This is a genomic window from Streptomyces sp. H51, assembly GCF_035656535.1.
Classification (GTDB): Bacteria; Actinomycetota; Actinomycetes; order Streptomycetales; family Streptomycetaceae; genus Streptomyces.
The window spans coordinates 1-25,502 of sequence record NZ_JAYMHD010000058.1; the positions used below are offsets into that span (position 1 = coordinate 1).

Annotated in this window: 27 protein-coding genes; 12 read left to right on the forward strand and 15 right to left on the reverse strand. The window is 73.6% G+C overall.

Annotated elements, in window-relative coordinates; genetic code table 11:
- From VKA29_RS19585 to VKA29_RS19600, 4 genes are all read left to right on the forward strand, one after another.
- A partial coding sequence (locus VKA29_RS19585) for an alpha-glucosidase C-terminal domain-containing protein (RefSeq protein ID WP_324787163.1) occupies window positions 1-370 on the forward strand: 370 nt, incomplete at its 5' end.
- Between the two features lie 28 nt (window positions 371-398).
- Window positions 399-1,757: a maltokinase N-terminal cap-like domain-containing protein gene (locus VKA29_RS19590; RefSeq protein WP_324787164.1), complete on the forward strand. Its 1,359-nt coding sequence runs from the start codon at window positions 399-401 to the stop codon at window positions 1,755-1,757.
- 4 nt (window positions 1,758-1,761) lie between these two features.
- Entirely contained in the window at window positions 1,762-3,969 is a 2,208-nt protein-coding gene (gene glgB, locus VKA29_RS19595; protein ID WP_324787165.1) for a 1,4-alpha-glucan branching enzyme, read from the forward strand.
- Window positions 3,970-4,060: 91 nt separating this feature from the next.
- Window positions 4,061-5,194 carry a glutamate--cysteine ligase gene (locus tag VKA29_RS19600; RefSeq protein ID WP_324787166.1) on the forward strand — a complete coding sequence of 378 codons (1,134 nt, stop codon included), beginning with the start codon at window positions 4,061-4,063 and terminating at the stop codon, window positions 5,192-5,194.
- Here VKA29_RS19600 and VKA29_RS19605 read toward each other — a convergent pair.
- The gene (locus VKA29_RS19605; protein ID WP_324787167.1) at window positions 5,170-5,403 is read right to left on the reverse strand and encodes a DUF6480 family protein; all 234 of its coding nucleotides are present in this window, start codon (window positions 5,401-5,403) and stop codon (window positions 5,170-5,172) included. The genes VKA29_RS19600 and VKA29_RS19605 overlap by 25 nt on opposite strands.
- Window positions 5,404-5,557: 154 nt before the next feature.
- On the opposite strand from VKA29_RS19605, the gene VKA29_RS19610 reads away from it, so the two are divergent.
- Window positions 5,558-7,462, forward strand: a complete 1,905-nt coding sequence (locus VKA29_RS19610; protein ID WP_324787168.1) for an AMP-dependent synthetase/ligase — start codon at window positions 5,558-5,560, stop codon at window positions 7,460-7,462.
- 156 nt (window positions 7,463-7,618) lie between these two features.
- Window positions 7,619-8,053 carry an ATP-binding protein gene (locus tag VKA29_RS19615; RefSeq protein WP_324787169.1) on the forward strand — a complete coding sequence of 145 codons (435 nt, stop codon included), beginning with the start codon at window positions 7,619-7,621 and terminating at the stop codon, window positions 8,051-8,053.
- Between the two features lie 18 nt (window positions 8,054-8,071).
- On the opposite strand, the gene VKA29_RS19620 is transcribed toward VKA29_RS19615, so the two are convergent.
- The 5 genes from VKA29_RS19620 to VKA29_RS19640 form a co-directional block, all read right to left on the reverse strand.
- On the reverse strand, window positions 8,072-8,539 hold the full coding sequence (locus tag VKA29_RS19620; RefSeq protein ID WP_420718526.1) for an ATP-binding protein: 468 nt from the start codon (window positions 8,537-8,539) through the stop codon (window positions 8,072-8,074).
- Entirely contained in the window at window positions 8,536-8,916 is a 381-nt protein-coding gene (locus VKA29_RS19625) for a PRC-barrel domain containing protein (RefSeq protein ID WP_324787170.1), read from the reverse strand. The genes VKA29_RS19620 and VKA29_RS19625 overlap by 4 nt, the downstream gene beginning before the upstream one ends.
- 122 nt (window positions 8,917-9,038) lie before the next feature.
- Window positions 9,039-9,422 carry an STAS domain-containing protein gene (locus tag VKA29_RS19630; RefSeq protein ID WP_324787171.1) on the reverse strand — a complete coding sequence of 128 codons (384 nt, stop codon included), beginning with the start codon at window positions 9,420-9,422 and terminating at the stop codon, window positions 9,039-9,041.
- Complete coding sequence (locus VKA29_RS19635; protein WP_324787172.1) at window positions 9,419-10,528, reverse strand: cobalamin-dependent protein; 1,110 nt, start codon at window positions 10,526-10,528, stop codon at window positions 9,419-9,421. The genes VKA29_RS19630 and VKA29_RS19635 overlap by 4 nt, the downstream gene beginning before the upstream one ends.
- Window positions 10,525-12,204 (reverse strand): SpoIIE family protein phosphatase, encoded by a 1,680-nt coding sequence (locus VKA29_RS19640; protein ID WP_420718527.1) that lies wholly within the window; start codon window positions 12,202-12,204, stop codon window positions 10,525-10,527. The genes VKA29_RS19635 and VKA29_RS19640 overlap by 4 nt, the downstream gene beginning before the upstream one ends.
- A 349-nt stretch (window positions 12,205-12,553) precedes the next feature.
- Here VKA29_RS19640 and VKA29_RS19645 point away from each other — a divergent pair, with 349 nt between their 5' ends.
- Complete coding sequence (locus VKA29_RS19645; RefSeq protein ID WP_324787173.1) at window positions 12,554-12,946, forward strand: anti-sigma factor antagonist; 393 nt, start codon at window positions 12,554-12,556, stop codon at window positions 12,944-12,946.
- Window positions 12,947-13,091: 145 nt separating this feature from the next.
- Here VKA29_RS19645 and VKA29_RS19650 read toward each other — a convergent pair whose 3' ends face one another.
- Window positions 13,092-13,523, reverse strand: coding sequence for a MarR family transcriptional regulator (locus VKA29_RS19650; protein WP_324787174.1), 432 nt, complete (start codon window positions 13,521-13,523; stop codon window positions 13,092-13,094).
- A 186-nt stretch (window positions 13,524-13,709) separates the two neighbouring features.
- Between VKA29_RS19650 and VKA29_RS19655 the strand changes: the two genes are divergently transcribed.
- The 3 genes from VKA29_RS19655 to VKA29_RS19665 all read left to right on the forward strand — a co-directional run bounded on the left by VKA29_RS19655 (window position 13,710) and on the right by VKA29_RS19665 (window position 18,786).
- Complete coding sequence (locus VKA29_RS19655; protein ID WP_324787175.1) at window positions 13,710-14,894, forward strand: PP2C family protein-serine/threonine phosphatase; 1,185 nt, start codon at window positions 13,710-13,712, stop codon at window positions 14,892-14,894.
- Window positions 14,895-15,101: 207 nt separating this feature from the next.
- Complete coding sequence (locus tag VKA29_RS19660; RefSeq protein ID WP_324787176.1) at window positions 15,102-16,478, forward strand: NAD(P)/FAD-dependent oxidoreductase; 1,377 nt, start codon at window positions 15,102-15,104, stop codon at window positions 16,476-16,478.
- A 67-nt stretch (window positions 16,479-16,545) separates the two neighbouring features.
- Window positions 16,546-18,786, forward strand: coding sequence for an FUSC family protein (locus VKA29_RS19665; protein ID WP_324787177.1), 2,241 nt, complete (start codon window positions 16,546-16,548; stop codon window positions 18,784-18,786).
- Between the two features lie 32 nt (window positions 18,787-18,818).
- On the opposite strand, the gene VKA29_RS19670 is transcribed toward VKA29_RS19665, so the two are convergent.
- The 7 genes from VKA29_RS19670 to VKA29_RS19700 form a co-directional block, all read right to left on the reverse strand.
- Window positions 18,819-19,250 carry a hypothetical protein gene (locus VKA29_RS19670; protein WP_324787178.1) on the reverse strand — a complete coding sequence of 144 codons (432 nt, stop codon included), beginning with the start codon at window positions 19,248-19,250 and terminating at the stop codon, window positions 18,819-18,821.
- A 28-nt stretch (window positions 19,251-19,278) separates the two neighbouring features.
- The gene (locus VKA29_RS19675) at window positions 19,279-20,124 is read right to left on the reverse strand and encodes a DUF1206 domain-containing protein (protein WP_324787179.1); all 846 of its coding nucleotides are present in this window, start codon (window positions 20,122-20,124) and stop codon (window positions 19,279-19,281) included.
- 110 nt (window positions 20,125-20,234) lie between these two features.
- Window positions 20,235-21,101 carry an ANTAR domain-containing protein gene (locus VKA29_RS19680; RefSeq protein ID WP_324787180.1) on the reverse strand — a complete coding sequence of 289 codons (867 nt, stop codon included), beginning with the start codon at window positions 21,099-21,101 and terminating at the stop codon, window positions 20,235-20,237.
- Window positions 21,098-21,238, reverse strand: a complete 141-nt coding sequence (locus VKA29_RS19685) for a hypothetical protein (RefSeq protein ID WP_324787181.1) — start codon at window positions 21,236-21,238, stop codon at window positions 21,098-21,100. Before VKA29_RS19685 ends, VKA29_RS19680 begins: the two co-directional genes overlap by 4 nt.
- Entirely contained in the window at window positions 21,235-21,468 is a 234-nt protein-coding gene (locus VKA29_RS19690; protein WP_324787182.1) for a DUF5133 domain-containing protein, read from the reverse strand. Before VKA29_RS19690 ends, VKA29_RS19685 begins: the two co-directional genes overlap by 4 nt.
- An 89-nt stretch (window positions 21,469-21,557) precedes the next feature.
- On the reverse strand, window positions 21,558-22,415 hold the full coding sequence (locus tag VKA29_RS19695; protein ID WP_324787183.1) for a SigB/SigF/SigG family RNA polymerase sigma factor: 858 nt from the start codon (window positions 22,413-22,415) through the stop codon (window positions 21,558-21,560).
- Window positions 22,416-22,585: 170 nt separating this feature from the next.
- Complete coding sequence (locus VKA29_RS19700; protein WP_324787184.1) at window positions 22,586-23,029, reverse strand: ATP-binding protein; 444 nt, start codon at window positions 23,027-23,029, stop codon at window positions 22,586-22,588.
- Between the two features lie 151 nt (window positions 23,030-23,180).
- Between VKA29_RS19700 and VKA29_RS19705 the strand changes: the two genes are divergently transcribed.
- Together VKA29_RS19705 and VKA29_RS19710 are read left to right on the forward strand one after the other, a co-directional pair.
- Window positions 23,181-23,402 carry a hypothetical protein gene (locus VKA29_RS19705; protein WP_324787185.1) on the forward strand — a complete coding sequence of 74 codons (222 nt, stop codon included), beginning with the start codon at window positions 23,181-23,183 and terminating at the stop codon, window positions 23,400-23,402.
- 298 nt (window positions 23,403-23,700) lie between these two features.
- Window positions 23,701-24,153 carry a cyclic nucleotide-binding domain-containing protein gene (locus tag VKA29_RS19710; RefSeq protein WP_324787186.1) on the forward strand — a complete coding sequence of 151 codons (453 nt, stop codon included), beginning with the start codon at window positions 23,701-23,703 and terminating at the stop codon, window positions 24,151-24,153.
- A gap of 5 nt (window positions 24,154-24,158) precedes the next feature.
- On the opposite strand, the gene VKA29_RS19715 is transcribed toward VKA29_RS19710, so the two are convergent.
- The gene (locus VKA29_RS19715; protein ID WP_324787187.1) at window positions 24,159-25,460 is read right to left on the reverse strand and encodes an MFS transporter; all 1,302 of its coding nucleotides are present in this window, start codon (window positions 25,458-25,460) and stop codon (window positions 24,159-24,161) included.
- Window positions 25,461-25,502: the final 42 nt, after the last annotated feature.

Sequence of the window (25,502 nt, forward strand, 5' to 3'; positions counted from 1 at the left end):
CGTGGAGGCGTCGATGGCGTCGCCGTCCTCGCTGCTGCACTGGACCCGCCGCATGATCGAGATCCGCAAGCAGAACCGTGCCTTCGGCCTCGGCTCGTACCAGGAGCTGCCGTCCTCCAACCCGGCGGTGCTGGCCTTCCTGCGGGAGTACGAGGACGACCTCGTCCTGTGCGTGAACAACTTCTCCCGGTTCGCCCAGCCCACCGAACTCGACCTGCGCCTCTACGACGGACGCCACCCGGTCGAGCTGATCGGCGGGGTGCGCTTCCCGGCCGTCGGTGAACTCCCGTACCTGCTCACCCTCGCCGGGTACGGCTTCTACTGGTTCCGGCTCACCCGGGTGGCCTCCCGCATCGGCCGACGGCCTTGACCATGTGCCGAGGAAAGGACGCGCCGTCATGACGAAGACCGTTTCCCCGCGCCCGAGAACCGTCGGCGCCACCGGGCCCATGGCCTCACTGGCCGGGCTGCTGCGCGAATGGCTGCCGCGACAGCGCTGGTTCGCCGGCAAGGACCGGCCCGTCACCGACCTCGGCCTGCTGTCCATGACCGAACTGTTCACGGGCTGTCTGCACCTGCTGGTGCACGCCGGCCACACCGGCGTGCCCGGCCCCGGCGGCGACCCGGCCGGCGACTGCTACCAACTGCTGCTCGGCGTACGGCAGCACCTCGCCCCGCGCCTCGGCCGCGCCCTGATCGGCCGGGCCGAGCAGGGCCCGCTGGCCGGGCTCGCGGTGTACGACGCCCTCCAGGACCCCCGGTCGGCGCAACTGCTCCTGGAGCGGCTGCGCCGGCCCGGCACCGCGGGGCCGCTCGTCTTCGAGGCCGACCCGTCCGTCGAGGTACCCGCCGGGCTGGTCCCGCGCGTCCTGGAAGCCGAGCAGTCCAACTCCTCGCTGGTGTACGGCGACGAGTTCATCCTGAAGGTCTTCCGGCGCATCCAGCCCGGCGTCAACCCCGACCTGGAGGTGCCCGGCGCGCTGGCCGCGCAGGGGTGCGGGCGGGTTCCGGCGCCGGTGGCGTGGCTGCGCACGACACACCCGCAGGAGGCCACGCTGGGCGTGCTCCAGCCGTTCCTGCGGAACGCGTCCGACGGCTGGACGCTGGCCCTGCAGGCGCTCGCCTCGGGCGGCGACTTCACGGCCGAGGCCCACCAGCTGGGGCAGGCCACCGCCGAGGTGCACCTCGCGCTCGCCTCCGCCTTCCCCTCGGGGCCGCACGAGGAGAACGCGCGCACGGCCGCGGCGATGGCCGAGCGGCTGGACGCCGCTGCGCACTGCGTCCCGGCGCTGCGCCCCTACGTGCCCGGCCTGCGGACCGCCTTCGGCGCGCTCGTCGCCTGCGACCCCGGGCCGCCCGCCCAGCGCGTCCACGGCGACCTGCACCTGGGGCAGGTGCTGCGGGCCGGCCGGGACTGGTTCGTCATCGATTTCGAGGGCGAGCCGTCCCGTCCGCTCGACGAACGGCGCGGCACCCGGTCCCCGGTGCGCGACATCGCCGGGATGCTGCGCTCCTTCGACTACGCGGCCCGCCAGCGCCGCCCCTGGCGCCCCGAGTGGGCGCGCCGCTGCCGCGAGGCCTACTGCGCGGGATACGCCTCCCGCGCCGGATGGGACCCGCGCAAGAAGCACGGCCTGCTGCGGGCCTACGAGACGGACCGCGCCGTCTACGAGGTCCTGTACGAGGCCCGGCACCGACCCGACTGGCTCCCCGTACCGATGGCGGCGATCGAGCGTCTCGCCGTGAGAGGAGGCTGACACCATGGCCCTGCGCGACACCTTGCCGCCGGAGGCGGCCGGACCCGTCCCCCGCCCGGCGGCCCCGCCCCCGGACCCGGCCGACCGCGAGCGTCTGCTCACCGGCCGGCACCACGACCCGCACGCGCTGCTCGGCGCCCATCCCGTCCCGGGCGGCACCGTCTTCCGCGCCCTGCGCCCCTACGCCCGCGCGGTGAGCGTCGCCGTCGACGGGCGGCGCCACCGGCTGGCGTCGGAGGGCGACGGCCTGTTCTCCGGCGTGCTGCCGCTCGACGCGGTCCCCGCGTACACCCTCGTGGTGACCTACGCGGAAGGGGAGCACGAGACGGAGGACCCGTACCGCTTCCTGCCCGCGCTCGGCGAGTTCGACCTGCACCTCATCCGCGAGGGCCGGCACGAGCAGCTGTGGAAGGCGCTGGGCGCCGAGCCGATGACCCACCAGGGGGTGAGCGGCACCCGGTTCACCGTGTGGGCGCCGAACGCCCAGGGCGTGCGCGTCGCCGGGGACTTCACGTTCTGGGACGGGACCGCGCTGCCGATGCGGTCGCTGGGCGCGTCGGGGGTGTGGGAGCTGTTCCTGCCGGGCATCGGGGAGGGCGCGCGCTACAAGTTCGAGATCACCTCCCGCTACGGCGGCCGGTTCCTGAAGGCCGACCCGATGGCGCGCCGGACGGAGGAGCCGCCCGCGACCGCGTCGATAGTCACATCCGCGCACCACGAGTGGGGCGACGCGGAGTGGATGGCCCGGCGCGGCGGGACGCCCGTGCACGAGGCGCCGGTCTCCGTCTACGAGGTCCATCTGCCGTCCTGGCGGCTGGGGCTGTCGTATCGTCAGCTGGCTGAGCAGCTGCCGGGCTACGTCAAGGACCTCGGCTTCACCCACGTCGAGCTGATGCCGGTCGCCGAGCACCCCTTCGGCCCGTCCTGGGGCTACCAGGTCACGTCCTACTACGCGCCGACCGCGCGGCTGGGCACCCCGGACGACTTCCGTTACCTGGTCGACGCCCTGCACCGGGCCGGCATCGGCGTCATCATGGACTGGGTGCCGGCCCACTTCCCCAAGGACGACTGGGCGCTGGCCCGCTTCGACGGGGACCCGCTGTACGAGCCCGGTGACACCCGGCGCGCCGAGCACCCGGACTGGGGGACGTACGAGTTCGACTTCGGGCGCACCGAGGTGCGCAACTTCCTGGTCGCCAACGCCGTGTACTGGTGCGAGGAGTTCCACATCGACGGCCTGCGCGTGGACGCCGTCGCCTCCATGCTCTACCTCGACTACTCGCGCGACTCCGGCCAGTGGGCCCCGAACGTGCACGGCGGCCGGGAGGACCTGGACGCGGTGGCGTTCCTCCAGGAGATGAACGCCACCGTGTACCGCAGGGCGCCCGGGGTGGTGACCATCGCCGAGGAGTCCACCGCCTGGGACGGGGTGACCCGCCCCACCGACAGCGGCGGTCTGGGCTTCGGGCTGAAGTGGAACATGGGCTGGATGCACGACTCGCTCGGCTACATCCAGCACGAGCCGGTCCACCGCAAGTACCACCACAACGAGATGACCTTCTCGATGGTGTACGCCTACAGCGAGAACTACGTCCTGCCCATCTCCCACGACGAGGTGGTCCACGGCAAGCAGGCGCTGGTGTCGAAGATGCCCGGCGACTGGTGGCAGCGGCGTGCGAACCACCGCGCCTACCTCGGCTTCATGTGGGCCCACCCGGGCAAGCAACTGCTCTTCATGGGTCAGGAGTTCGCGCAGGGCGGCGAGTGGTCCGAGACGCACGGCCCGGACTGGTGGCTGCTCGACCCGGGCTACGGCGCCGAGGCCGACCACCGGGGCGTGCGCGACCTGGTCCGCGACCTCAACACCGTCTACCGCCGCACCCCCGCGCTGTGGCAGCGCGACAGCGACCCGGCGGGTTTCCGGTGGGTGGCGTGCGACGCCGCCGAGGACAACGTCTTCGCGTTCCTGCGGTTCGACGCCGACGGCGGCCCGCTGCTCGCGGTCTCCAACTTCTCCCCCGTCGTCCGGCACGACTACCACCTCGGCGTCGGCGACGACGTACCCGCCTGGCACGAGATCCTCAACACCGACGCGGCGAGGTACGGCGGCAGCGACGTCACCGGCCCCGGTCCCGCCGAGCCCGAGGAGGGCCGCGTCCGGCTCACCCTGCCGCCCCTCGCCACGATCTGGCTGGCACCCCTTCCGGCGTAGGCCCCGGCGTGGCACCCGGGCAGGTGTCCGACCGCTCTTCCAGGGCATTCGGAGTCGTACGCCATCGAGGGCCGGAGAAGGGCGAGATCACGTGCGCACCGTCGGAGTGGAGGAGGAACTCCTCCTCGTCGACCCGGAGACGGGTGAACCAAGGGCTCTGTCCGCGGCGGTGCTCGCCCGCGCCGCGCAGGACGACGCGGAGGGGGAGGTCTTCGAGAAGGAGCTGCACAACCAGATGCTCGAGTTCGCCACCCGTCCGCAGGCGCGGATGGCGGACCTGGGAGCGGAGATCGTGCGCTGCCGCGGGGAGGCCGCCCGGCACGCCGGGGAGATCGGCTGCGCCGTCGCGGCCCTCGCCACCTCCCCGCTGCCGGTGAGCCCGAAGGTCGGGATGGGCCGGCGCTACCGGTGGATGGCGGAGCAGTACGGCATCGCCACCCAGGAGCAGCTCGTGCTCGGCTGTCACGTGCACGTGTCGGTGGAGTCGGACGACGAGGCCGTCGCGGTCCTCGACCGGATCCGGCCGTGGCTGTCCACGCTGGCTGCGCTCAGCGCCAACTCCCCTTTCTGGCAGGGCAAGGACACCAGTTACAGCAGCTACCGCAGCCGGGTGTGGCAGCGGTGGCCGTCGGCGGGCCCCACCGAGGCGTTCGGTTCCGCCGAGCGCTACCACCGCACGGTCGCCGACATGGTCGCCACGGGCGTCCTCCTCGACGACGGAATGATCTACTTCGACGCGCGCCTGTCCTCGCGGTACCCGACGGTCGAGATCCGGGTCGCGGACGTGTGCCTGCACGCCGACACCGCCCTTCTCGTCGCCGCCCTGGCCCGTGGCCTGGTCGAGACGGCGGCGCGGGAGTGGCGGGAGGGCCGGCCGCCGCTGGAGCACGGCGTGAGCCTGCTGCGGCTGGCCGCCTGGCGGGCGGCCCGGTCCGGTCTGGAGGACGAACTGCTGCACCCCGTGACCATGCGGCGGATGCCGGCGGACGCGGTGGTGCGCGCCCTGCTCGACCACGTCGGCGAGGCGCTCGAGGACGCCGGCGACCTGGACCGCGTCCGCGCCACCGTCTCCGACCTGCTGGGGCGCGGCAACGGCGCCCGCGTCCAGCGGCAGTTGCTGGAACGGACGGGAAGCCTGCGGGAGGTCGTCGCCGAGTGCGTGCGCCTCACCCAGGGTGAGCCGCACGGCCGCCGCACCGGTCACAGCAGCAGCACGAGGGCGTAGGCCAGGAAGAACGCGGCGCACAGGACGACGAGGCCGAGGATCAGGATCAGGGGTCCCTTGGCCCATCCCTTCGTCGGGTTGTGGGTCTCGCGGGGGCCGGCCCCGGGCATGCTGGACTCCGCCGGCGGGGTCTCCCCCGGCGGGACTCCGCCGCCCGGCTCCAGACCGGTGGTGCGCTCCGGCTCGGGATCGGGGTTGGTATGGCTCATGTGCCCCGGGTCCCCACAACGGGCCGGGATCATCAACCCGCCGAGTTAGTTGCCTGTTCCGGACACCGATCGCCGCCGCCTCGGCTACATTCGAGCACCGCCGATGACAGTTCTCGTCGGTGGTGTCACACTTCGTACACGTCAGGAGCAGCGCATGCGCGACTTCGCCCTCGCTCCCCCCACCGTCTCGCCCCTGACCGGCGGACTCGCCGACAGCGTCTTCGACATGGCGGCCCACCACCCCGCGCTGCCCCTGCTCGCCCGCCGGCCCACTCCCGCCTCGCACACCTGGGAGGAGGTGACCGCGGTACAGGTGCGCGACGAGGTGGTGGAGCTCGCCAAGGGCCTGATCGCCTCCGGCATCACGCCCGGCCACCGCGTGGCGATCATGGCGCGCACCCGTTACGAGTGGACGGTGCTCAGCCACGCCCTGTGGGCCGTGGGCGCCGAGCTCGTGCCGATCTACCCGACCTCCTCGCGCGAGCAGGTGGCGTGGATCCTGCGCGACGCAGGCTGCGTGGCGGTCGTCGTGGAGGACGAGCAGGCCGTGATGACGGTCGGCTCGGTGTGCGGCACGCTGCCGCGGCTGCGGCACGTGTGGCAGCTGGACGCGGGCGCGCTGCGGGACCTGGTGGCGCGCGGCGTGTTCATCCCGGCGACCACGGTCGACTCGCTGCGCCGCATCGTGCTGCCGGACTCCACGGCCATCATCGCCTACACCTCCGGCACCACCGGCCACCCCCTGGGGTGCGCACTCACCCACCGCAGCCTGGCCGCCCCCTGCGACGTGCTGCTCAAGGGCTGGCGGCACACCGTCGCCCCGCCCGGCGAGCAGCCGTCCGTGCTCGCCTTCCTGCCCTTCTCCCATGTGTACGGGATGCTGCTGCAGAGCCTGTGCGTGCGCGGCGGGATGGTGATGGGCCACGAGCCCGACATGAGCGCGGCGGCGCTGGCGGCGAGCCTGCGCTCCTTCCGGCCCACGTATCTGTGCGCCGTGCCGTCGATCTTCGAGAAGATCTACAAGAACTTCCTGCGCGCCTCCCGGGAGGCGGGCCGCGGCACGCTGTTCGAGCGGGCCGCGGAGACCGCGCGGGACTTCGCGGCGGCGCAGGAGCGGCAGCGGCTCGGCGAGGGGCCCGGGCCGGGATTCGACCTGCGGCTGCAGCACGCCCTGTACGAGCGGACGGTGTACCGCAAGCTGCGCGCCACGCTCGGCGGCCGGGTGTGCCGGGCGACCTCCGGCGGCTCACCCCTGAGCCGTGAACTGTCCTTCTTCTACGAGGGCATCGGCATCTTCGTCAACGACGGCTACGGGCTGACGGAGACCAGCGGCGGCATCACCGCGCAGCCGGTGGGCCGGGAGAAGACCGGGACGGTCGGGCAGGTCCTGCCCGGCACCGACGTCATGGTCGCCGACGACGGGGAGATCCTGGTGCGTGGGCCGTCGGTGTTCCAGGGCTACATCAACGACGAGGCCGCGACCCGGGCCGCGCTGCGCGGCGGCTGGCTGGCCACCGGGGACCTGGGGCGACTGGACTCCGAGGGCTATCTGACGATCACCGGCCGCAAGAAGGACATCGTGGTCACCAGCAGCGGCAAGAGCGTCGCGCCGGCCGCCCTGGAGCAGCGGCTGCGGATGCACCCGCTGATCCACCAGGCGGTCGTCGTGGGCGACAACCGGCCCTGTGTCGGGGCCCTGATCACGCTGGACCCGGACTTCCTGGCGTTCTGGCGCGGCTCGCTGGCGCTGCAGCGCGACACCCCGAGCCGCGAGGCCCGGGAGGAGAACACGCTGCGCGAGGAGATCGCCCGAGCCGTCGCCGCCGCCAACAGCACGGTGTCGCGCTCGGAGTCGATCAGGGTCTTCCGGGTGCTGGCCGAACCGTTCGACCAGTCCAACGGGTTGCTGACGCCGTCCATGAAGCTGCGCAGGGACGCCATCGTGCGGCACTACGCGCTGGAGATCGACGCCATGTACCAGGCCCGGTCGCGGTCCACGGGGCAGAGCGGACCGGACGAGCTGTCGCGGTGGGACGAGGTGGACGATGTCTTCCGTTGACGGCGCGGTCCCTCCGGCCGGCGGCTCGCCGGTCTCGCGACCGTGACGGGGTCCCACGTGCCGGTATGAGTAGGCCCCGGCCGCCCGGGAACTTAGGACACGGTAGGGACATGTGAGCCACGACGACACCGCCGTCGACACCGGGCGGAAGGAACCATGACAGCCGAGCCGCGTAGGGACGGAACCCTGACTTCCGAGGACATTCCGCACTGCACCGTCCGCTTCCCGGGTGAGCCGCGAAACGTGACGGACGCCCGCCTGGAGGCGGAGCGGTTTCTCGACGATCTCGCGCGGGTGACGCCACCGGCGGCGCCCGAGCACTGGGACGACATACTGCTGGTCGTCTCGGAACTCGCGGCGAACGCCGTGCAGTACGCCCCCGGACCGTTCGAACTGCGCCTGCGCCGGACGTTCGACGGCGTGCACGTGGTGGTGCGCGACACCAACACCACGCCCCCGGCACCGCGCCCCTTCGATCCGAGCGGGGGCGGCGGCGGAATCGGCTGGCACCTGATCCACGCCCTGTGCGACCAGGTCAGCGTGATCACGAACGGCGGCGGGAAGGACATCCACCTCTTCCTGCCCTGGTGAGCCGGCGGCGCCCCTGGTTCACCGCGACGGCCCGGGCACGGCACGCAGCGGCACCAGGACGCTGATGGTCTTGCCGCCCCCGTCGCGCGTCTCGATGACGATGTCCCTCGCCAGACGGATGATCAGGGGCCAGCCGTACCCGCTGCCGTGGTGGCCGGTCGGCAGGGCGCCGGAGCCGTAGGCGACGCCCGGTACCACGTCGCTGTGGTCGTGCACGGTGAGCCGTACCCCCTCGGGGACGGCGACGGCGTCGAACCCGGCCAGTCCGTCACCGTGCCGGATGGCGTTGGTGACGAGCTCCGACACCACGAGGAGCAGGTCGATGACGTCCTCCTCGCGTGCCGTGCGCGCCGCCGACTCCCACTGCTCCCGCACCACCGACCGGGCGTGGGCGCGCGCCGCCGCCGCGGTCGTCACCTGCCGGCCGACCGGCGCCTCGTCCGGGGTGCGGTCGCCGCGCCGGGGCGACCGGTCGGCCTGCCTCACGGCTCCGTCACTGCCCCGGGCGTCCGCGGCGGCAGACTCTCGTAGTAGCGGCCCACCGTCGTCAGGTAGGCGGGGTCCATGGTCTCGCTGTCGGTGCGGAACCGGGGCGCGGCCTTGACCTCCGCCCGGCTGCAGGCCACGGTGATCCTGCGGTGCTCGGTGTCGATGCCGGTGACGGCGCCGGCCGGGACGACCGCGCTCCGTCCGAAGACCCAGACGCCGGTGTCGACGACCAGGTGCCGCATGCCCGCGTGCTCGGCCTCCCGGTCCACGTGTCCGATCGTGCCGTCCTCGGCGTCGACGGTGTAGCCGGTGAGGTCGTGTCCCGGCACGGGGCCGCCCCCCGGCGCGTACGCCCAGATGCTGCGGTTGGTCACGCCGCTCCTTCCTTCCCCGTCGGATGGCGAAGCCCCGGACACGGGAACGAAAGGGTGGCGTCCGAAGGCTCCACAGCAGCGGTTACCCGGCTTGCCGCCCCGCATTCGGCAGCGGGCTGGCCTCAGCCCGTCCCGGGGCGGCCCTGCCCGCCGATGTCCTGCGCGTCCTGCGCGGGGGCCACCAGGTGGTCGAAGGTGCCGGTCATCTCGAGGACCCGGTCCAGCAGCGCGGGGCGCTTCTCCAGCAGCAGGCGCACCCCCTTCCGGTCCGTGCGGCGCCGGATCAGCAGCAGGGCGGCGAGCCCTGAGGAGTCGATGTGGCGCAGGCCCGTGAAGTCCAGGCGCAGCAGGGCCGGCGCCGCCTCCGGCGGGGTGAGCAGCGACGTGACGGCGTCCACCAGTTCGGCATGGGTGTCGTAGTCGAGTTCGCCGTCGACGCGCACGACGGCCGCATCGGGTCCGTGCTCGACGGTGAGCTCGAAGGACGGCTGCTGCGAGATGGTCATACGGGGTGTCCTGGTCGCGGGGTGTTCGATGCTCTGAGATGGTCGGCGAGGGCGTCCCGCCCCGACCCTAGCGTGCGGCGGGCGCGGGGGAAGTCCCGCAGTTGTCGGCTCAGCAGTTCGAGGGCGGGGTCGAGCGAGCGGGTTGGTACGTCGCGGGCCGCGAGGATGTCGGCGGTCCAGGTCAGGAAGCGGCGGAACGCGTCCGGGTCGTCGACGTAGAGCGCCACGGCCAGGTGGTCGAGGATGTGGGCGATGTCCTCGGCGGTGCGCTGCCGCTGCCGGTCGGTGTAGCCGCGCAGCGGCGGGAAGCGGTCCTCGAGCCGCGCGAGCGTCTCCTTCACCAGCTGCCGCCGGTTGCCGACCACCATGGTGTATTCCTGGTCGGCGAGGTGGGGCAGGCAGTCCACCGGCTGGTCGACGGCTCCGTCGCCGGTCCGGGTCAGGCCGCGCTCCAGGACGGCGGCGCCCTCGCGGGCGTCGGGTGCCCAGGCGTCGGCGCCCAGGGCGCGGGCGTACCGGCCGTCGGGTCCGAAGGCCGTGCCGCCCGCGATCACCGGCACCCCGGCCGCCTGGCAGGCCGTGACGGCGGCGTGGGCCGTGGGCAGATTGCTGAAGAAGGTGGACGACAGCGCGACGGCCCGGGGGCCCGTCCGGTGCAGGTGGGCGACGAGGTGCGGGGTCGGCACGTGCGCGCCGAGGAAGTCGACCCGCCAGCCGCGCAGGCGCAGCACCTCCGCCAGCAGCCGGGCGGGCAGCGCGTGCCACTCCCCGTCCACGCAGGCGACGGTGACGCGGGGGCCGCCGGGTTCGGCGGCGCGGTGGTCGGGGTGGTGGGCGAGGGCGGCGATGACGCGCTCGTGGATGGCGGTGGCGGCGTGTTCCCGGGCCACGGTGAGCCGGTTCGCCGCCCATTCGGCGCCCACCCGGGCCTGGACCACGGCGATCACGTCCAGCAGCGCGGTCTCGGCGTCCATCCCGGAGTCGACGGCGTCGAGGACGACGGCGGACGCCCGGTACTCGTCCCCGGCGCGGACGGCCTCCCACAGGCGTTCCCGGACGTCCTCGAGCCGGTGGTGCCCCGGCGGGGCGTCGTGGTGAAGGGTCATGCGGTGTACCTGCCCCGAGTACGGCCGTGTACCGCGCTGAGGTGGGCGTGGTGCGGCGCGGTCACGGCCACCAGGGCCATGTCGTCGTACCGCCCGTGCCCCACCCACTGCTCGGCCAGCATCCGCACGTGCGAGACGGCCGCCTCGGCGGGCATGCCCGCGCAGTGGGCCAGGGCCTCCTCGATGCGCTCGGTGCCGAACATCTCGTCGCCCAGCGGCCCGCCGCGCGCCTCCGTGACGCCGTCGGTGAACAGCAGGCACGTCTCGCCGGGGGACAGCTCCACGTGGGCGGTGACGGAGGTGATGTCCGGGAAGACGCCCACCAGCGTCCCCCGGGTGTCGACCTTCTCCACGCTGCCGTCGTCCCGCACGATCAGCGGGGGCGGGTGCCCGGCGCTGGTGACGCGCAGCTGCACGTGCCGGCCGCGGCGGACGACGGAGACCAGCAGCAGGGTGGCGAACCGGGTGTGGTGGGAGTTGATCAGGGCGCCGTTGAGCAGGTCGAGCAGCCGCTGGTGATCGCCGGCCAGCGGCAGCAGGGCCTGCACCGTGTTGCGGATCTTGCCCGTCAGCACGGCCGCCTCCAGTCCCTTGCCGCACACGTCGCCCAGGACCACCAGCGTCTCCTGTTCGGCGTCCGCTCCGGGATGGACGTCGTAGAAGTCGCCGCCGACGTGCTCGCTCTCCAGGGACGGCCGGTAGGACCCGGCGAACTCCACGCCGTGCACCTCGCGCAGCGGCGGCGGCAACAGTTCCCGCATCAGGGTGGAGGTGATGGCGGCCTGCTCCGCGTACATGCGGGCCGCCGACATCGCCGCTCCGGCGCGGGCCGCGAACAGCCGGGCGAAGACCTCCTCGCTCTCGGAGAAGGCGCGGTCCTCGCGGGAGCGCAGCAGCACCAGCGCGCCGGCCGGGACGCCGTGGCCGGGCAGCGGGGTGACGACCGCCGAGCCGACGTCCCCGGGAAAGCCGTCGGGGACGAGCCAGTCGGGGATGGCGGCCGGGTCGATCCAGCGCGACGGCACCGGCGGGAAGCCGCGCAGCGCCTCGCCGAGGCCGGGGACCTCGGCGGGCCGGGCCTCCGCCAGCCGGTGGACCGGGCGGTCGCCGGAGCGGCAGTGCGTGACGGGGAACCTGCGTCCTCGGGGCGGGGCGACGACGACGGCCGCCTCCGCGAGGTGTTCGGCGGCCAGGGACGCGGTGACCTCCATGCAGCGTTCCAGGTTCAGTGAGGCGAGCAGCGCGCTGGAGGCGCCGGCCAGGAAGGCGGTGCGTCTGCGCTCGCTGTCGAGCGCGGCCTCGGCCTGGCGGCGGTCGGTGTCCTCCAGCAGCCACCAGGTCACGTTGCCGTCCGCGGTGCGGCTGCCGTGGGCCGCGAACGTACGGTCGCCGAGGCTGCCGTGCTCCGCCTGCGGCCGGGCCGTGCCACGGGCCGCGGGGGGAAGCACGATCCGTTCGTGGGCGTCGGCGATCCACGCCGGGACCACATCTCTGAGCGGTGCGCCGCGCACCGCGTCCGGGAGCAGGGCGGCGGCCGGGGGGTTCAGGCCGAGGACGTCGCCCCGGGGGCCGGCGACCAGCACGGGGCACGGAGCGGCGCCCCAGGCGGCGTCCGGTGCGGGGCCGGGGCGGCTCGGGTCGGTGGGGTCGGTGGGGGCATACCGGGGTGTGTCCAAAGCAAGGCACGCTTCCGCGCGCCCACCGCCTTCCGGAAGGGGAAACTGTTTCCTCCCGGCAACTCTCTCGCGCCGGGCACCGCGAGGGCAAGGGGACCGGGGGTGAGCTACCGCATGCCGGTTCCCCCCGCGTCCGACGGGCGGGCGGCTGGTGCGCGGGGTGTGCGTGCGGTGTGCATGGGGTGCCGGTTCGGGGGTAAACGCCGAGGCGCGGCGCGCACGGCGCGTCGCAGGTGAGGGGCATGACGCGGTCACGCGCACCCGGTCGCGCAACGCCGCCCGAGCCGCGTGCGTCGCATCAGCCCACAGGGGTAACCAGCCCTGCCCGTCATATTCGTTGGAGGTACACGTGTCCATCGCCCACAATCCCTTGTCCGTCGACGTCAGCCTGCCCCGGTCGGACGTCGCCCTGCTCGCGGTCAAGGGTTACTTGGACATCGACACCGCGACGGAGTTCCAGCATCATCTGGCCAATCAGCTGCACCACGGCCGACGCCATTTCCTGCTCGATCTCTCCGACGTGCCGTTCATGGACTCGTCGGGGATGAACATCATCCTGCGCGTGTACCAGGAGGCCCGTGAGCTGCCCGGAAGCGTGCACATCATCTCGCCGACGCCCGCCGTGCGGCGCATCCTGGATCTGACGGGGGTGAGCATCACGGTGCCGGTGTCGGAGAGCGTCGAGGAGGCACTCGACCGCGTCGACGGGCCCGACCGGACACCCGGGGAGGAAGGCCGCTGAGAGGGATCCGGAAAGGGGCCTCGCAGCCGCCAGGGACCGGAGAGGGATCGAGGATGCGCCGGCCGGGAACGACCGTCCGTGCCCGCCGCCGCGGGCCCGGCGGCACCTCCGCGGCGGGCCGGGCACGTCCGGCCGCGCCGGAAGGTCAGGCCGTGCGGGCGGCCGGCTCGCCGTCGCCGTGTATCTGGGCCGCCGCGGTCACGCAGAAGGCCTCCAGCCCCTGCTGCAGCGCCGAACGCTGGGCGGCCGGCATCTGCTCCAGCACGGAGAGCAGGGCGCTCTCCCGCCGGGCCCGCAGGTCGGCCAGGTACGCCCGTCCCCGGCGGCTGAGGTACAGCCGCAGCTCCCGCCGGCTCGTGACGCAGGCCCTGCGCTCCATGAAGCCCACGGCCTGCAGCCGGTCGCACAGCCGGCTGGTCGACGGAGGCGTGGAGCCCAGCGCGTCGGCGAGCGTGCGCAGGTTGATGCCCTCATTGTGTTCGAGGATGAACAGGACACGCAGTTGCGAGGCGGAGACCGGCGCCGTCGAGGCACGACCCCACAGGACCTCGAGCAGCTCCGCGGCCTTCGAGGTCACGCACGCCGCCGCCTCCTGGGACCGTGGGCGCTGGTACGAGGACGTCACCCCGCCACTCTCGCAGGCTTCGCGACCCCTGTCAGCTCGCGGCATCGCCCCGCCCGGCGGCGCGGGCGCGGACCACGACGGACAGCAGTGGCCGCCGCGGCCCCTCCGACGCGGCGCCGCTCCCCCGCACGGAAGGGTGTGACCGACGACGTGAACGGATTCGTGGCCGCCGAGCGGGCCCTGCGCCGCGCGGCTCCGCATCAGCTGCCGGACGTCGTCCACGAGGTACTGCGCAGTCAGTACGGCGCGGACGCCGTGGAGTTCCTCATGGCCGACTACGGGCTGACCGTGCTCCAGCCGGTGACCCCCGCGGCGGACCGCCCGGAGCCGCTGCCCGTGCACAGCAGTCCCGCCGGGCGCGCCTTCGGCTCGCAGGAGCCGTTCGCCGAGGAGCGCGGCGACGGCCGGGTGCGCCTCCACCTTCCGGTCAGCGTGCGCGGCGACCGCCTGGGTGTGCTGTCCGTCACCATGGACCGCGCGGCCTGGGACCGGGCCGACGTCCCGGAGCTGGCCGAGGTGGCGCAGGTCCTGGGCCACGAGGTGGTGGTGGCCGAGCGCGACACCGACATGTACCAGCGGGCCCGCCGGACCGACCGGCTCACGCTCGCCGCGGAGATGCAGTGGCAGCTGCTGCCCGCCCGGTCCTGCTCGCAGCCGGAGTACGCCCTCGGCGCCCAGCTGGAACCCGCCTACGCGATCTTCGGCGACAACTTCGACTGGTCCGCCGGCGCGGACCGCCTGCTGCTGTACATCACCAACGGCATGGGGCAGGGGATCGGGGCGTCCCTGCTGACCAACCTCGGCATCAACGCGCTGCGCAACGCGCGGCGGGCCGGCATCCCCATCGCCGACCAGGCCGCCCTGGCCGACCAGGCGATCTACGCCCAGTACCGGGGTGACGCCCACCTGTCCGTGCTGCTGCTGGACCTCGAACTGTCCACCGGCCGGATGCAGGTCGTGGACGCGGGTTCGCCGCGGATGCTGCGGCTGCGCGACCGGACCGTCTCCGCCGTCGACTTCGAGGCGCAACTGCCGCTGGGCATGTTCGAGGAGACCGACTACACGGCCCAGGAGTTCCGGCTGCGGCCGGGCGACCGGCTCGTCTTCGTCAGCGACGGGGTCCACGCGGTGGCCGCTCCGGGTGGTGAGCCCTACGGCGAGCACGCCCTGAGCCGGGCCCTCACGGCCACCCGCCTGCTGCCGGCGGCCGACGTCCCGGCCGCGGTCATCAGGGAGCTCAGCGGCCACCGCGGCTCCCCCGAGCCGGAAGACGACGCGCTGGTGGCGTGCCTGGACTGGTTCGGGGCACGGCAGACGACCTGACCGCCGGACGGAATGTGGCTTTCATCCGCTCGTGGGCGGTGCTTTTCCCGGCGTCGGCGGGCATCGTGGAGGCCGAGGCGTTCGTCTGCCCGTCGTGCCCGGCTGGCGGAACGGCCCGATGCGCGGTGGGATCGATATGGGGTGCCCGCACAGATCCAGGGCAGGCGAAGGGCGTGGGACACGGACCGCCCGGAGCCGCAGAAAGGGATGAACACCGTGACACGACCCAGGATCCTGGTGGTCGGCGCAGGTTTCGCCGGTGTGGAGTGCGTACGCCGCCTGGAACGCAGACTCGCGCCCGGCGAGGCCGACGTCACCCTGGTGACGCCGGTCGCCTACCAGCTCTATCTGCCGCTGCTGCCCCAGGTCGCCTCCGGCGTGCTGACCCCCCAGTCGATCGCCGTGTCGCTGCGCCGCAGCAGGAGGTACCGCACCCGGATCATCCCGGGCGGCGCGATCGGCGTGGACCTCCAGGCCAAGGTCTGCGTCATCCGCACCATCACCGACCGGACGATCAACGAGCCGTACGACTGCATCGTGCTGGCGCCCGGCAGCGTCACCCGCACCTTCGACATCCCCGGGCTCACCGAGCACGCCTTCGGCATGAAGACCCTCGCGGAGGCGGCCTACATCCGTGACCACGTCATCTCCCAGCTCGACCTGGCCGACGCCAGCGGGGACCCGGCCGAGCGCGCGTCGCGGCTGACGTTCGTGGTCGTCGGCGCGGGGTACGCCGGCACCGAGACCGCCGCCTGCCTGCAGCGCCTCACCCACGCCGCGGCCAAGCGCTACCCCCGCATCGACCCGGCGCTGATCAAGTGGCATCTGATCGACATCGCCCCGAAGCTGATGCCGGAGCTGGGCGAGAAGCTGGGCCGCAGCGCGCAGAAGATCCTGCGCCGTCGCGGCATCGAGGTCTCGCTGGGCGTCTCCATCGCCAAGGCGGGCCCGGAGGAGGTCACCTTCACCGACGGCCGGGTGGTACCCGCCCGCACCCTGATCTGGACCGCCGGCGTGGCGGCGAGCCCGCTCATCGCCACGCTCGGCGCGGAGACGGTGCGCGGGCGGCTCGCGGTCACCGCGCGGATGTGCCTGCCCGGCCACGACGGCGCCTTCGCCCTGGGCGACGCCGCCGCGGTGCCCGACGAGGTCAAGGGCCACCCGGAAGCGATCTGCCCGCCCACCGCGCAGCACGCCACCCGCCAGGGCAAGCGGGTCGCCGACAACGTCATCGCGACGCTGCGCAACCAGCCGATGCAGCCGTACGCCCACCAGGACCTCGGTCTCGTCGTCGACCTCGGCGGTCACGACGCCGTCGCCAAGCCGCTCGGCCTCGAGCTGCACGGACTGCCCGCCCAGTTCGCCGCCCGCGGCTACCACTGGTGGGCGCTGCGCACCAACGTCGCCAAGGTCCGGGTGGCGACGAACTGGACCCTCAACGCCGTCGCCGGCGACGACTTCGTGCGCACCGGCTTCCAGGCCCGCAAGCCCGCCAAGCTGAAGGACTTCGAGTACACCGACTCCTACCTGACCCCGGAGCAGGTGCGCGCGCACGTCGAGGCCGCCGGGCACGGGGGGACGTGAGAGCCGCGGTCCCGGCAGCCATGCCGGGGCCCGGATCTCGGCCTGAGGCGGGAGTGAGTACGGCGGCGTGAGGGAAGCGGGAGGGTCGGTCCGGGCACGGCTGCGGGATCTCGTCGCGGCGTGGGACCCGGGACTGCTGCGCCTGACCGCGGGCCTGCGCGCGGTGAGCGCCATCGCCCTCACCCTGACCGTGCTCGCCCTGCTGCGCGCCGACGTGCCGCATCTGGTGGCGGGGGCCGTCGCGGCGATGGTCTTCACCTTCGCCGTCCGGGAGAAGCAGCGCGCACCGCAGGCGGTCACGCTCGCCCTCGGGCTGCCGGTGGCGCTGGCCTCGCTGACGCTGGCGGCGCTGCTGCACACCCGGGTGGTCGCCGGCGACGTCGTCTTCGTCGTGCTCATCTTCTGCGCCGTCTACGGCCGCCGGTACGGCGACCGGGGCACCACGCTGGGCCTGATCGGCTTCCAGATGTACTTGCTGTCGCTCTTCGTCGGCGCCACCCCGCGCATGCTGCCCCAGCTGTACGGCGTGGTCGCCGTCGCCGTCACGAGCAGCGCCCTGGCTCGTTTCGTCCTCGTGCCGGAGACGCCGTCGGCCGTCCTCGACCGGCTGCGCGACGCCTTCCGGGCCCGGCTGGCCCGGTTGGTGTCGGCCCAGCTGGATCTGCTGGACGCCGGGAGCGACGAGATCGACAAGGCGCTGGCGGACGTCCGGGCGGGCACCGCGCGTCTGCACGAGACGGCCCTGATGATCCAGGGCCGTCTCGAGGAGGGCACCGCCGGCGAGTCCGTGGCGCGGCTGGTGCAGCGCCGGGTGGCGGACGCCGAGATCGCCGCCGAGCGCCTCGGCCTGCTGCTGCTGACCGCGCGCAGCGCCGAGCGGGCGGACACGCTCACCCTGCACCTGCCCGGCGCCCCCGCGCCGCCGGGCGGCCCGCTGCCGGTGCGGGACGAGGCGACCGCCGCGCTGCGCCGGGACCTGCGGGCGCTGCGGCTGCTGGTGCTGCGGCCCGCCGCGGCCGGCGGCGCCGGGGTGGCGTACGTACGCAACCGGCTGCTGGGCTACCGGGACGGGGAGAACCTGCCGAAGGCGCCGCCCGCCGTGCAGGACGTCTTCCGCGGGGTCGGCGAGGCGGCCCGCGCGGTGCTGGGGCTGCGGGTGGCGCTCGACGGGCCGCAGGACGAGTCGGACGACAGCCCCGCCACGGCCCGTTCCCGGGAGGAGCTGGACGCGGAGGACGCGGCGATCGACGCGGGCGAGGAGCCGTCCGGCCGGGAGCCGGAGGGGCTGCGGCGGCCGACCACCCGGGCCGCGGTGCAGGTGGCGGTGGGGTCGTCGCTGGCGATCGCCGGCGGGGAGTTCCTCTCCGGTCAGCGCTGGTACTGGGCGGTGCTGACCTGCTGGATCGTGTTCATCAACACCGCCTCCACGGGCGAGATCCTGGTCAAGGGCTACCGGCGGCTGGTGGGCACGGTGCTCGGCGTCGTGGCCGGGCTGCTGCTGGCGGGGCTGGTGGGCCACCACACCTGGACGGCGTTCGCGCTGGTGCTGGTGTGCGTCTTCGCGGTGTTCTACACGGCGCCGCTGTCGTACACGCTGATGTCGTTCTTCGTCACGGCGGCCCTCGGACTGCTGTACACGCTGCTGCACACGTACAGCCTGTCGGTGCTGGTGCTGCGGGTGGAGGAGACGGCGCTCGGCGCCGCCTGCGGGATCATCGCGGCGGCGTTCGTGCTGCCGGTGCACACCGACCGCCGTACCAACGAGCTGCTGGTGACCACGCTGGAGCGGCTCGCCGAGGTCACCGGGTCGGCCGTGGACCAGCTCAGCGGCGGGCCCCCGGCCGACCTGCTCGACCAGGCCCGCGAGCTGGACCGGGCGCTGGCCGACCTGCGGGCGGCGACCCAGCCGCTCACCCACCGCGGCACGCCGCTGCGGGGTCGGCGCGACACCGCCCGCTACGTGGTCGCGCTCCTGGAGACCTGTGCGTACCACGCCCGCTCGCTGGCCGCGACGGCCGAGCTGCTGCCCACCCACCCCTCGATCGCGGCGGACCCCCGGCTGCGCCCGGCGGGGCAGCGCATCCTGGCCAACATCACGACGATCTCCGCGCGCGTCACGGACGAGCGGTCCGCCGGGCGGGTCACCACGGGGCCGACCGTCGCCTCCCTGCTGGAGCCGGACGTGCCCGGCACGCCGCGCTGGGGTCGCGTCACCGACCGGGTGCTCCGGCACCTGCAGCGGCTCGACGAGGCGGTCCTGGGCCTGGCCCGGCCGTTGCAGGTGCCGGTGGCCGCGCCTCGGCGCTGACCGGCTCCGGCGTCGGAAGGCGGTGACCGGGCTCAGAAGTCGGTGGGCAGCCCGCTCGCCTCCGCGATGCCGCGCAGTTCCTCGTTCTCGTGGTGCCGCTGCCGGATGTAGTCGGCGATCTCGCCGAGCCGGACCGGGTCGGCGGCGGTGTCCGCGTCCGTGACCACCCTGATCGGGCCGGTCTCCGCCATGTCGATCTCGACGACCTCGTTGTCGAGGCGGCCGGTGACGGCGGTGGCGATGACCAGGGCGGCCTCGTCGCGGACCTCCTGCGACACGCCCTCGGTCCGCTCCGCGTCGAGCGCGAAGTCGAGCGTGGGCAGGCGTTCCTCCTCGATCGCCCGCAGCACGGGTTCGACGAGGCTGAGCACGGCCCGGTAGTCCTCGGTGTCCATCCGGGTCCGCAGGAGGCCCAGGTAGACGTCGACGGGCCGGCCTTCGGGCGGCAGCTCGGGTTCGTTCATGGGATCCGGGTTCCCTTCTCGCGGCCGCTCAGACGCGGCGCCAGCGGGCCATGGCGAAGGAGAACACCCCGAACAGGACGAGACCGCCCGCCACGCAGGCGAGCAGCCACGGTCCGAGCGGGGTGTGGGCGAAGGAGCGCAGCGTGTCGTCCAGCCCCTTGGCCTTGTCGGGCCGGTAGTCGACGGCCGCGCGCACCGCGAAGGCGCCGGCCGCCGCGAACACCAGACCGCGGGCCGCACCGCCCGCGACGCCGGTCACGTCCGTCAGCCGCCGGGCCCAGGGGGCCATCGTCGCGAGCTTGAGCTGCTTGCGGTACTTGCGGCGCAGGGCCTGGGCGCCGATCCACACGCCCCCCACGGCGACCCCGGCTCCCACGGCGCCGACGATCCACTGTCCGGCCGGCAGGTCGAGGACCCTCGCGGTGACGTCGCGGGACTGCCGGTCGCTCGATCCGCCGCCGGAGTCGCCGTGCGGGCTCGCCGCGAAGTTCAGCACGGACCAGGCGACGAAGGCGTAGAAGACGCACCGCACTGCGGCCAGCAGCCGCTTGCGGGCCTTGCGGCCGTCCGGCCCGACCGAGCCGAACAGCGCCTCCGACAGCCGCCACAGCGCCATGCCGGCCAGTCCGGCGCCCAGCGCCCACAGCAGGACGGCGCCGAAGGGCTGCCGCGCGAGTTCGGCGAGCGCGCCGCCGCGGTCGGCCTGCCGGTGTTCGTCCTCGCCGAAGGCGATCTGCAGCGCGATCAGTCCGACCAGGAAATAGATGACGCCCCGCGCGGTGAGTCCGGCGCGGGCGGCGCTCTCCGTCAGCGAGCCGCGAGCCGCTCGTTCGGCTTCGTACCGGCCGGTGCGGGCCAAGGCAGTCGGGTTCATGTGGACCTCCCGGGATGCGGATGCCCCGGCTGCGCCCGGGCACGCCCGGCCGCGGAGCTCCGGACGGAACGCGTGCCGGGCGCCCGCTCCGTCCGGAGCTCCGCGGCCGGTCAGGACCGCCGGATGCGCCTGCCCCGGTGCACGCGGCCGAGGGCGTGCAGGTGTTCGAGGGCGTCCAGGACGACGGTGCGGTCGTGCCAGGCGAGCCAGCGGCCGGCCTCGGCGCCCATCACGTCCAGGGCCTTGAGCTGGGTCTCGGTGAGGCCCTCGATGGGACGCTCGAAGTGGGCGGAGACCATGCCCAGGCAGAGGCCCGCATCGGTGGTCAGCGGCGTGCTGTGGCAGGCCCTGCTGCCGGCCGCGAGGATGGCCTCGCGGGCCGGCTCGTCGAACACCGGGTCCGTCTCCACGTCCCGGACGGTGACCTGGGCGAGGTTCCGGGCGGCCTCGGCGCAGGCCGTGCCGTCGTCATCGACGTGTTCGAAGAAGTCGACGAAGTCGGCGCTGAGGCCGGTGTGCTTCTCGATGCGCAGGCCGCCCATGGCCCGGTCGGCCACCTGTACGTTGCCCATGTCGGTGTCGACCACGGCGAGCGCCTGGCTGAGCACGGCGCTCAGGACGGCGCCGCGGTTCCCGGCTCCGGTGCGGCGCGCCTCCGCGAAGCGCAGCGCCGGTTCCGGCGAGCGGGAGCGCCGCGGGAACCAGAGGTCCGCGCCGGGGTCGGGGCGGGTCACCGCCAGCAGGGTGTCCGCCAGTGTGCGGAGCCTGATGTTGTAGCGCTGGGAGGCGCGCTGCATGAGCGCGAACGCGCTCTCCCCGTCGGGCAGGGCGTAGCGTTCCTGGAGGATTCCCTGGGCCTGGGAGATCATCGGCCGGACGCGGAGCCTGGCGCGCACGTCGCGCAGCTCGGCCCGCAGCCGCTCCAGTTCCCCGGGCTCCGCGGCGTGGTCCGCCGCCTCGTGTCCCGTCTCCGTCACGCGCCTCCCTCGTCTCCGGTCGGCCCGTCCGTGCCCGCGTACCCGGGCCGCGTGGCGACGGAGGCATCACCGTCCGGATCGTCCAGGAAGACGGGGCCGGTGTCCACCTGAGCCCCGGGGGCACACACACTGGTCATTCGGCCAACGGTACCGCGCTCGGCCGGGGCCGGGTCTCGGCCGCCAGCAGGCGCCGGGCGGCTTCCAGGGCGTGTCTCACGTCCCGGGTGCCGGTGGACACGCAGAGGGTGTAGGCGACGTCCTGGGCCCGCCGGTCCGGCCGGCCGGTGCCGGTCCGGGTCTCCTCGGCGAGCAGGGCCTCGTACTCGTCGACGAGCTTGCGCAGGACGGTGGGGTGGGGGACGAGCATCGTGGGGTTTCCTCTTTCACCAGGGAACGGGGAGGGGAAGCGGCGGCCCTCGGCGCCGGGGCCGGGCCGCCGGGGTCCCGGGGTGCCGCTCACGCCGCGGACCGCTGTCCGGCGCTCCGACCGCGCGCCCGCCGTTGTCCCAGGACCTCTTCGCGCACCTGGGCGCAGCTGCGGCTGATGAGACGGGAGACGTGCATCTGGGAGATGCCGAGCTGGTCGGCGATGCGGCTTTGTGTCATGTCCTCGAAGAAGCGCATGTAGAGGATGGTGCGCTCGCGCTCGGGCAGGCGGCGCAGGCCTTCCTTGGCGGACTCGCGGTCGATCACGACGTCGTAGGAGCCGTCGGGACCGCCGAGGGTGTCGGCGAGGCTGTAGCCGTCCTCGTCGGCCGACAGCTCGGCGTCCAGCGACAGGGTGCTGAAGCTCTCCAGCGCCTCCAGTCCGGCGGCCACCTCGTCCTCGGTGAGGCCGGTGTGGGCGGCGATGTCGGCGGTGGAGGGCTCCGGACTGCCCGGCGTCTGGGTCAGCTCGCGGCGGGCCACGCGCACCTTGTTGCGCAGTTCCTGCACCCGGCGGGGCACGCGGAGGGCCCACATCCGGTCGCGGAAGTGGCGCTTCACCTCGCCGGTGATGGTGGGCACGGCGTAGCTCTCGAACGCGCCGCGCTCGGGGTCGAAGCGGTCGATGGCCTTCACCAGACCGAGCGCGGCGACCTGGCGCAGGTCCTCGACCGACTCACCGCGGTCGCGGAACCGGCTGGCGATGCGGTGGGCCATGGGCAGCCAGGCCGTGACGAGCCGGTCACGGATCGCCTCGCGCTCGGGCCCGTCGTCCAGGGCCGCGAGGCGGGCGAACAGCTCGGCGGTGTCGGGTGCGTCGTCATGACGCCGTACTGAGGAGGCTTTCGAACGGTCGTTCGTGCCGGGACGGTTGGTGTCGGTCAGCATGCGGAATCGCTCCTGAACGGTCTTTTCAGGGAACCGCGGGAACTCGCCGCCGCCCGGACGCGCAAGGCACCGGTCGGCAGCACGGGCTCCCGCTGGCGCGCCTCCGGTCCGAAGCACGAACCTCCGTCTGCCCTGCGTTCGCGGTGACAAACTCCGCAACGCCGCGAAGTTCACAAAAGCGGAACCAGGGCGGTGATGCATTTGCCTCCCGACGGCAGCCCGGACACGTGTACGTCGCGGGCCAGCCGGCAGACGATGGACCAGCCGCGGCCGCCGATCCGCCGGCGCCCCTGGAGGTCGACGGGCTCCGCGACGGCGGGCAGCGCGTCGCTGCGGTCGCTGACCGACACCCGCACGTCGGGACCGACCACGTCGACCCGGAAGTCGGTGATGCCGCCGCCGTGCAGGATGGCGTTGGTCGTCAGCTCGGAGACGACCAGCAGGGCGTCGGACAGGGCGTCGGCGTCGCACGGCCGGTGCAGGGCGCGGCACCGTTCGGCGACCGCTCGCCGCACGGCCCGGCGCGCCTCGTCCGGCCGGCCGGTCCGCCGCTCCCCGCCGCGGCCGACGCCCGACAGTCCGGGGACGGTGTCGGTCCTGCTCTCGTCGCTCATCGCCTGACTCCCTGGGGTTGAGGACGCTGGCACTCTTTTCGGTCAGGAGAGGTCTCTTCAACCGGCTGACCTCCGCAAGCCATGCCAAACCTCCCCCTCCCGGACATCCACGGCCGGCCATCGAGCGGCTCACCGGGGGTACGCGGACCTCATGGGCGATGTCGTGCACTCGGACGAACTGCTGAGGCGACTGCAGCGGGCGCGGGCCTGCGCGCGGGAGGAGCACCGGACGTGGCGGACCCGGAGCGACGATCTGACGACGAGCGACCCGCAGGCGGCGCGCGACGCCGCCGTCCGCACCCTGGCCTACGAGACCGTGCTCCGGGTGCTGGACGAGATCCTCACCCCGGGCAGGCACACCGAACCACGCTGACCCTTGGTGCGCCGCGGAGTGAAACAGGTCACGTGACCGGCTTTCGGGTACGCATTGTGCCGATGGATGGTTTACGGTTCACCCACACGTGGTGACGGAGTGGACCGTACCGTCCTCCGGCGCCACCGCTTGCGGCCCTGGCTGGTTTCCCCCGTCCAGCCAGGGCTTTTTCCTGCGCCGGGACGAGTCCGGCGATTTCCGGCGGCAACCGTCGTCCTCCGAGGTGCTCCGGGTCCGCGCAGCGGCTGAAATGGGCATAGGAAACACCGGAACCCACGCCGGCGAGGAGCGACGCCTCATGACCAAAGCGATAAAGCTGTTGACCGTCCTCCCCCCGCCCCAGCGCCGGCGCCTGATGGACCTCGCGCACGAGGTGTCCTTCCCCGAGGACGCCCGGATCTTCGAGGCGGGGGGCAGGGCCGACCGCTTCTGGGTCATCCGCTCGGGCGCGGTCACCCTGGACCAGCGGGTCAACGCGCTGCAGCGGGTGTCCGTGGCGAGTCTCGGCACGGGCGATCTGCTCGGCTGGTCCTGGCTGTTCCCGCCGTACGAATGGGACTTCGGCGCTCAGGCCTTCAGCCCGGTGCGCGCCTACGAGTTCGACGCGGCCGCGGTGCTGCGGCTGTGCGAGGAGGATCCGGGGCTCGGGCTGATCCTGGTGCGCGGGGTCGCCGAGATCCTCGCGCACCGGCTGGAGACGACCCGGGTCAAGCTCATGGAGTACGCGACCCACCGCCGCAGCCCGCTGTAGCCCGCTCAGACCCGGTAGCGGCGCAGCGCCGGCACCGCGGCGGCCAGGCCCAGCATCACGACGACCACCAGCAGGCCGCCGCCCGCGACCGCCGTGCGGGTGCCGAAGACCGAGCCGGCGGTGCCGTGCAGGACGTCCGCCAGGCGGGGGCCGCCCGCGACGACGACCGTGAAGACGCCCTGCATACGGCCGCGCATCTCGTCGGTCGCGGCGGACAGCAGGATCGCGCCGCGGAAGACCATCGACACCATGTCGGCCACCCCGGCCGCCGCCAGGAAGGCGGCCGCGATCCACAGGTTGCCGCTCAGCCCGAATCCGGCGATCGCCAGGCCCCAGGCGACGACCGCGCCGATCACCATCCAGCCGTGCCGGCGGGCCCGGGAGAACGTGCCGGAGAACAGTCCGCCGAGCACGGCGCCGATGGGTATGGCCGCGAACAGCAGGCCGAGCGCCAGCCCTTCGCCGTAGGAGCCGTAGGTCTGGGCGGCGAGCTGCGGGAACAGCGCGCGGGGCATGCCGAGGACCATCGCGACGATGTCGGCGAGGAACGACAGCAGCAGCACCTTGTGCAGCGAGATGTAGCGGAACCCCGCCGCGATCTCCCGTACCCCGGCTCGGCGGTTCGCCGTCCCGGCGAGCGGCGGCAGGGAGGGCAGCCGGTACACCGCCCACACGGTGACGCACAGCGCGAGAGCGTCGATCAGGTACAGCTCGGGCAGGCCTATGACCGGGATCAGCACGCCGGCCAGGAGCGGACCGACGACCTGGCCGGTCTGCATGACCGTCGAGCCGAGGGCGTTGGCCGCGGGCAGCTCGTTCTCGGGCACCAGGCGGGCTATGGAGGCGTTGCGGGCCGGGGCGTTCAGGCCCCAGAACGCCTGCTGCAGCGCGAGCAGGACCATCAGCACGGCGACCGAGTCGAGCCCCGCGGCGGCCTGCAGCCAGAACAGCAGCGAGGTGACGGCGATGCCGGTGTTGGTGATCAGCAGGAGCCTGCGGCGGTCCATGGTGTCGGCGACCGCCCCGCCCCACAGCGCGAACACGATCAGGGGCAGCAGCCCGGCGAGGCTCGCGGCGCCGACCCAGGCCGAGGAGTGCGTGATGTCGTAGATCTGCTTGGGGACGGCGACCGCGGTGAGCTGGCTGCCGACGGCGGTGACGATCGTCGACGACCACAGCCGCCGGTAGGCCGGGATGCGCAGCGGGCGGGTGTCCATGGCCCAGCGGCGCCAGCCGCGCCGGGGCGGACCGGCGACGGCGGCGGGGGTCGGCGTCTTCGGTTCGGTGCTGCTCTCGCTTGTGTCCACGAGCTTCCTGGTTGCCGGTTACATCTTTCTCGTCCGGGGTTC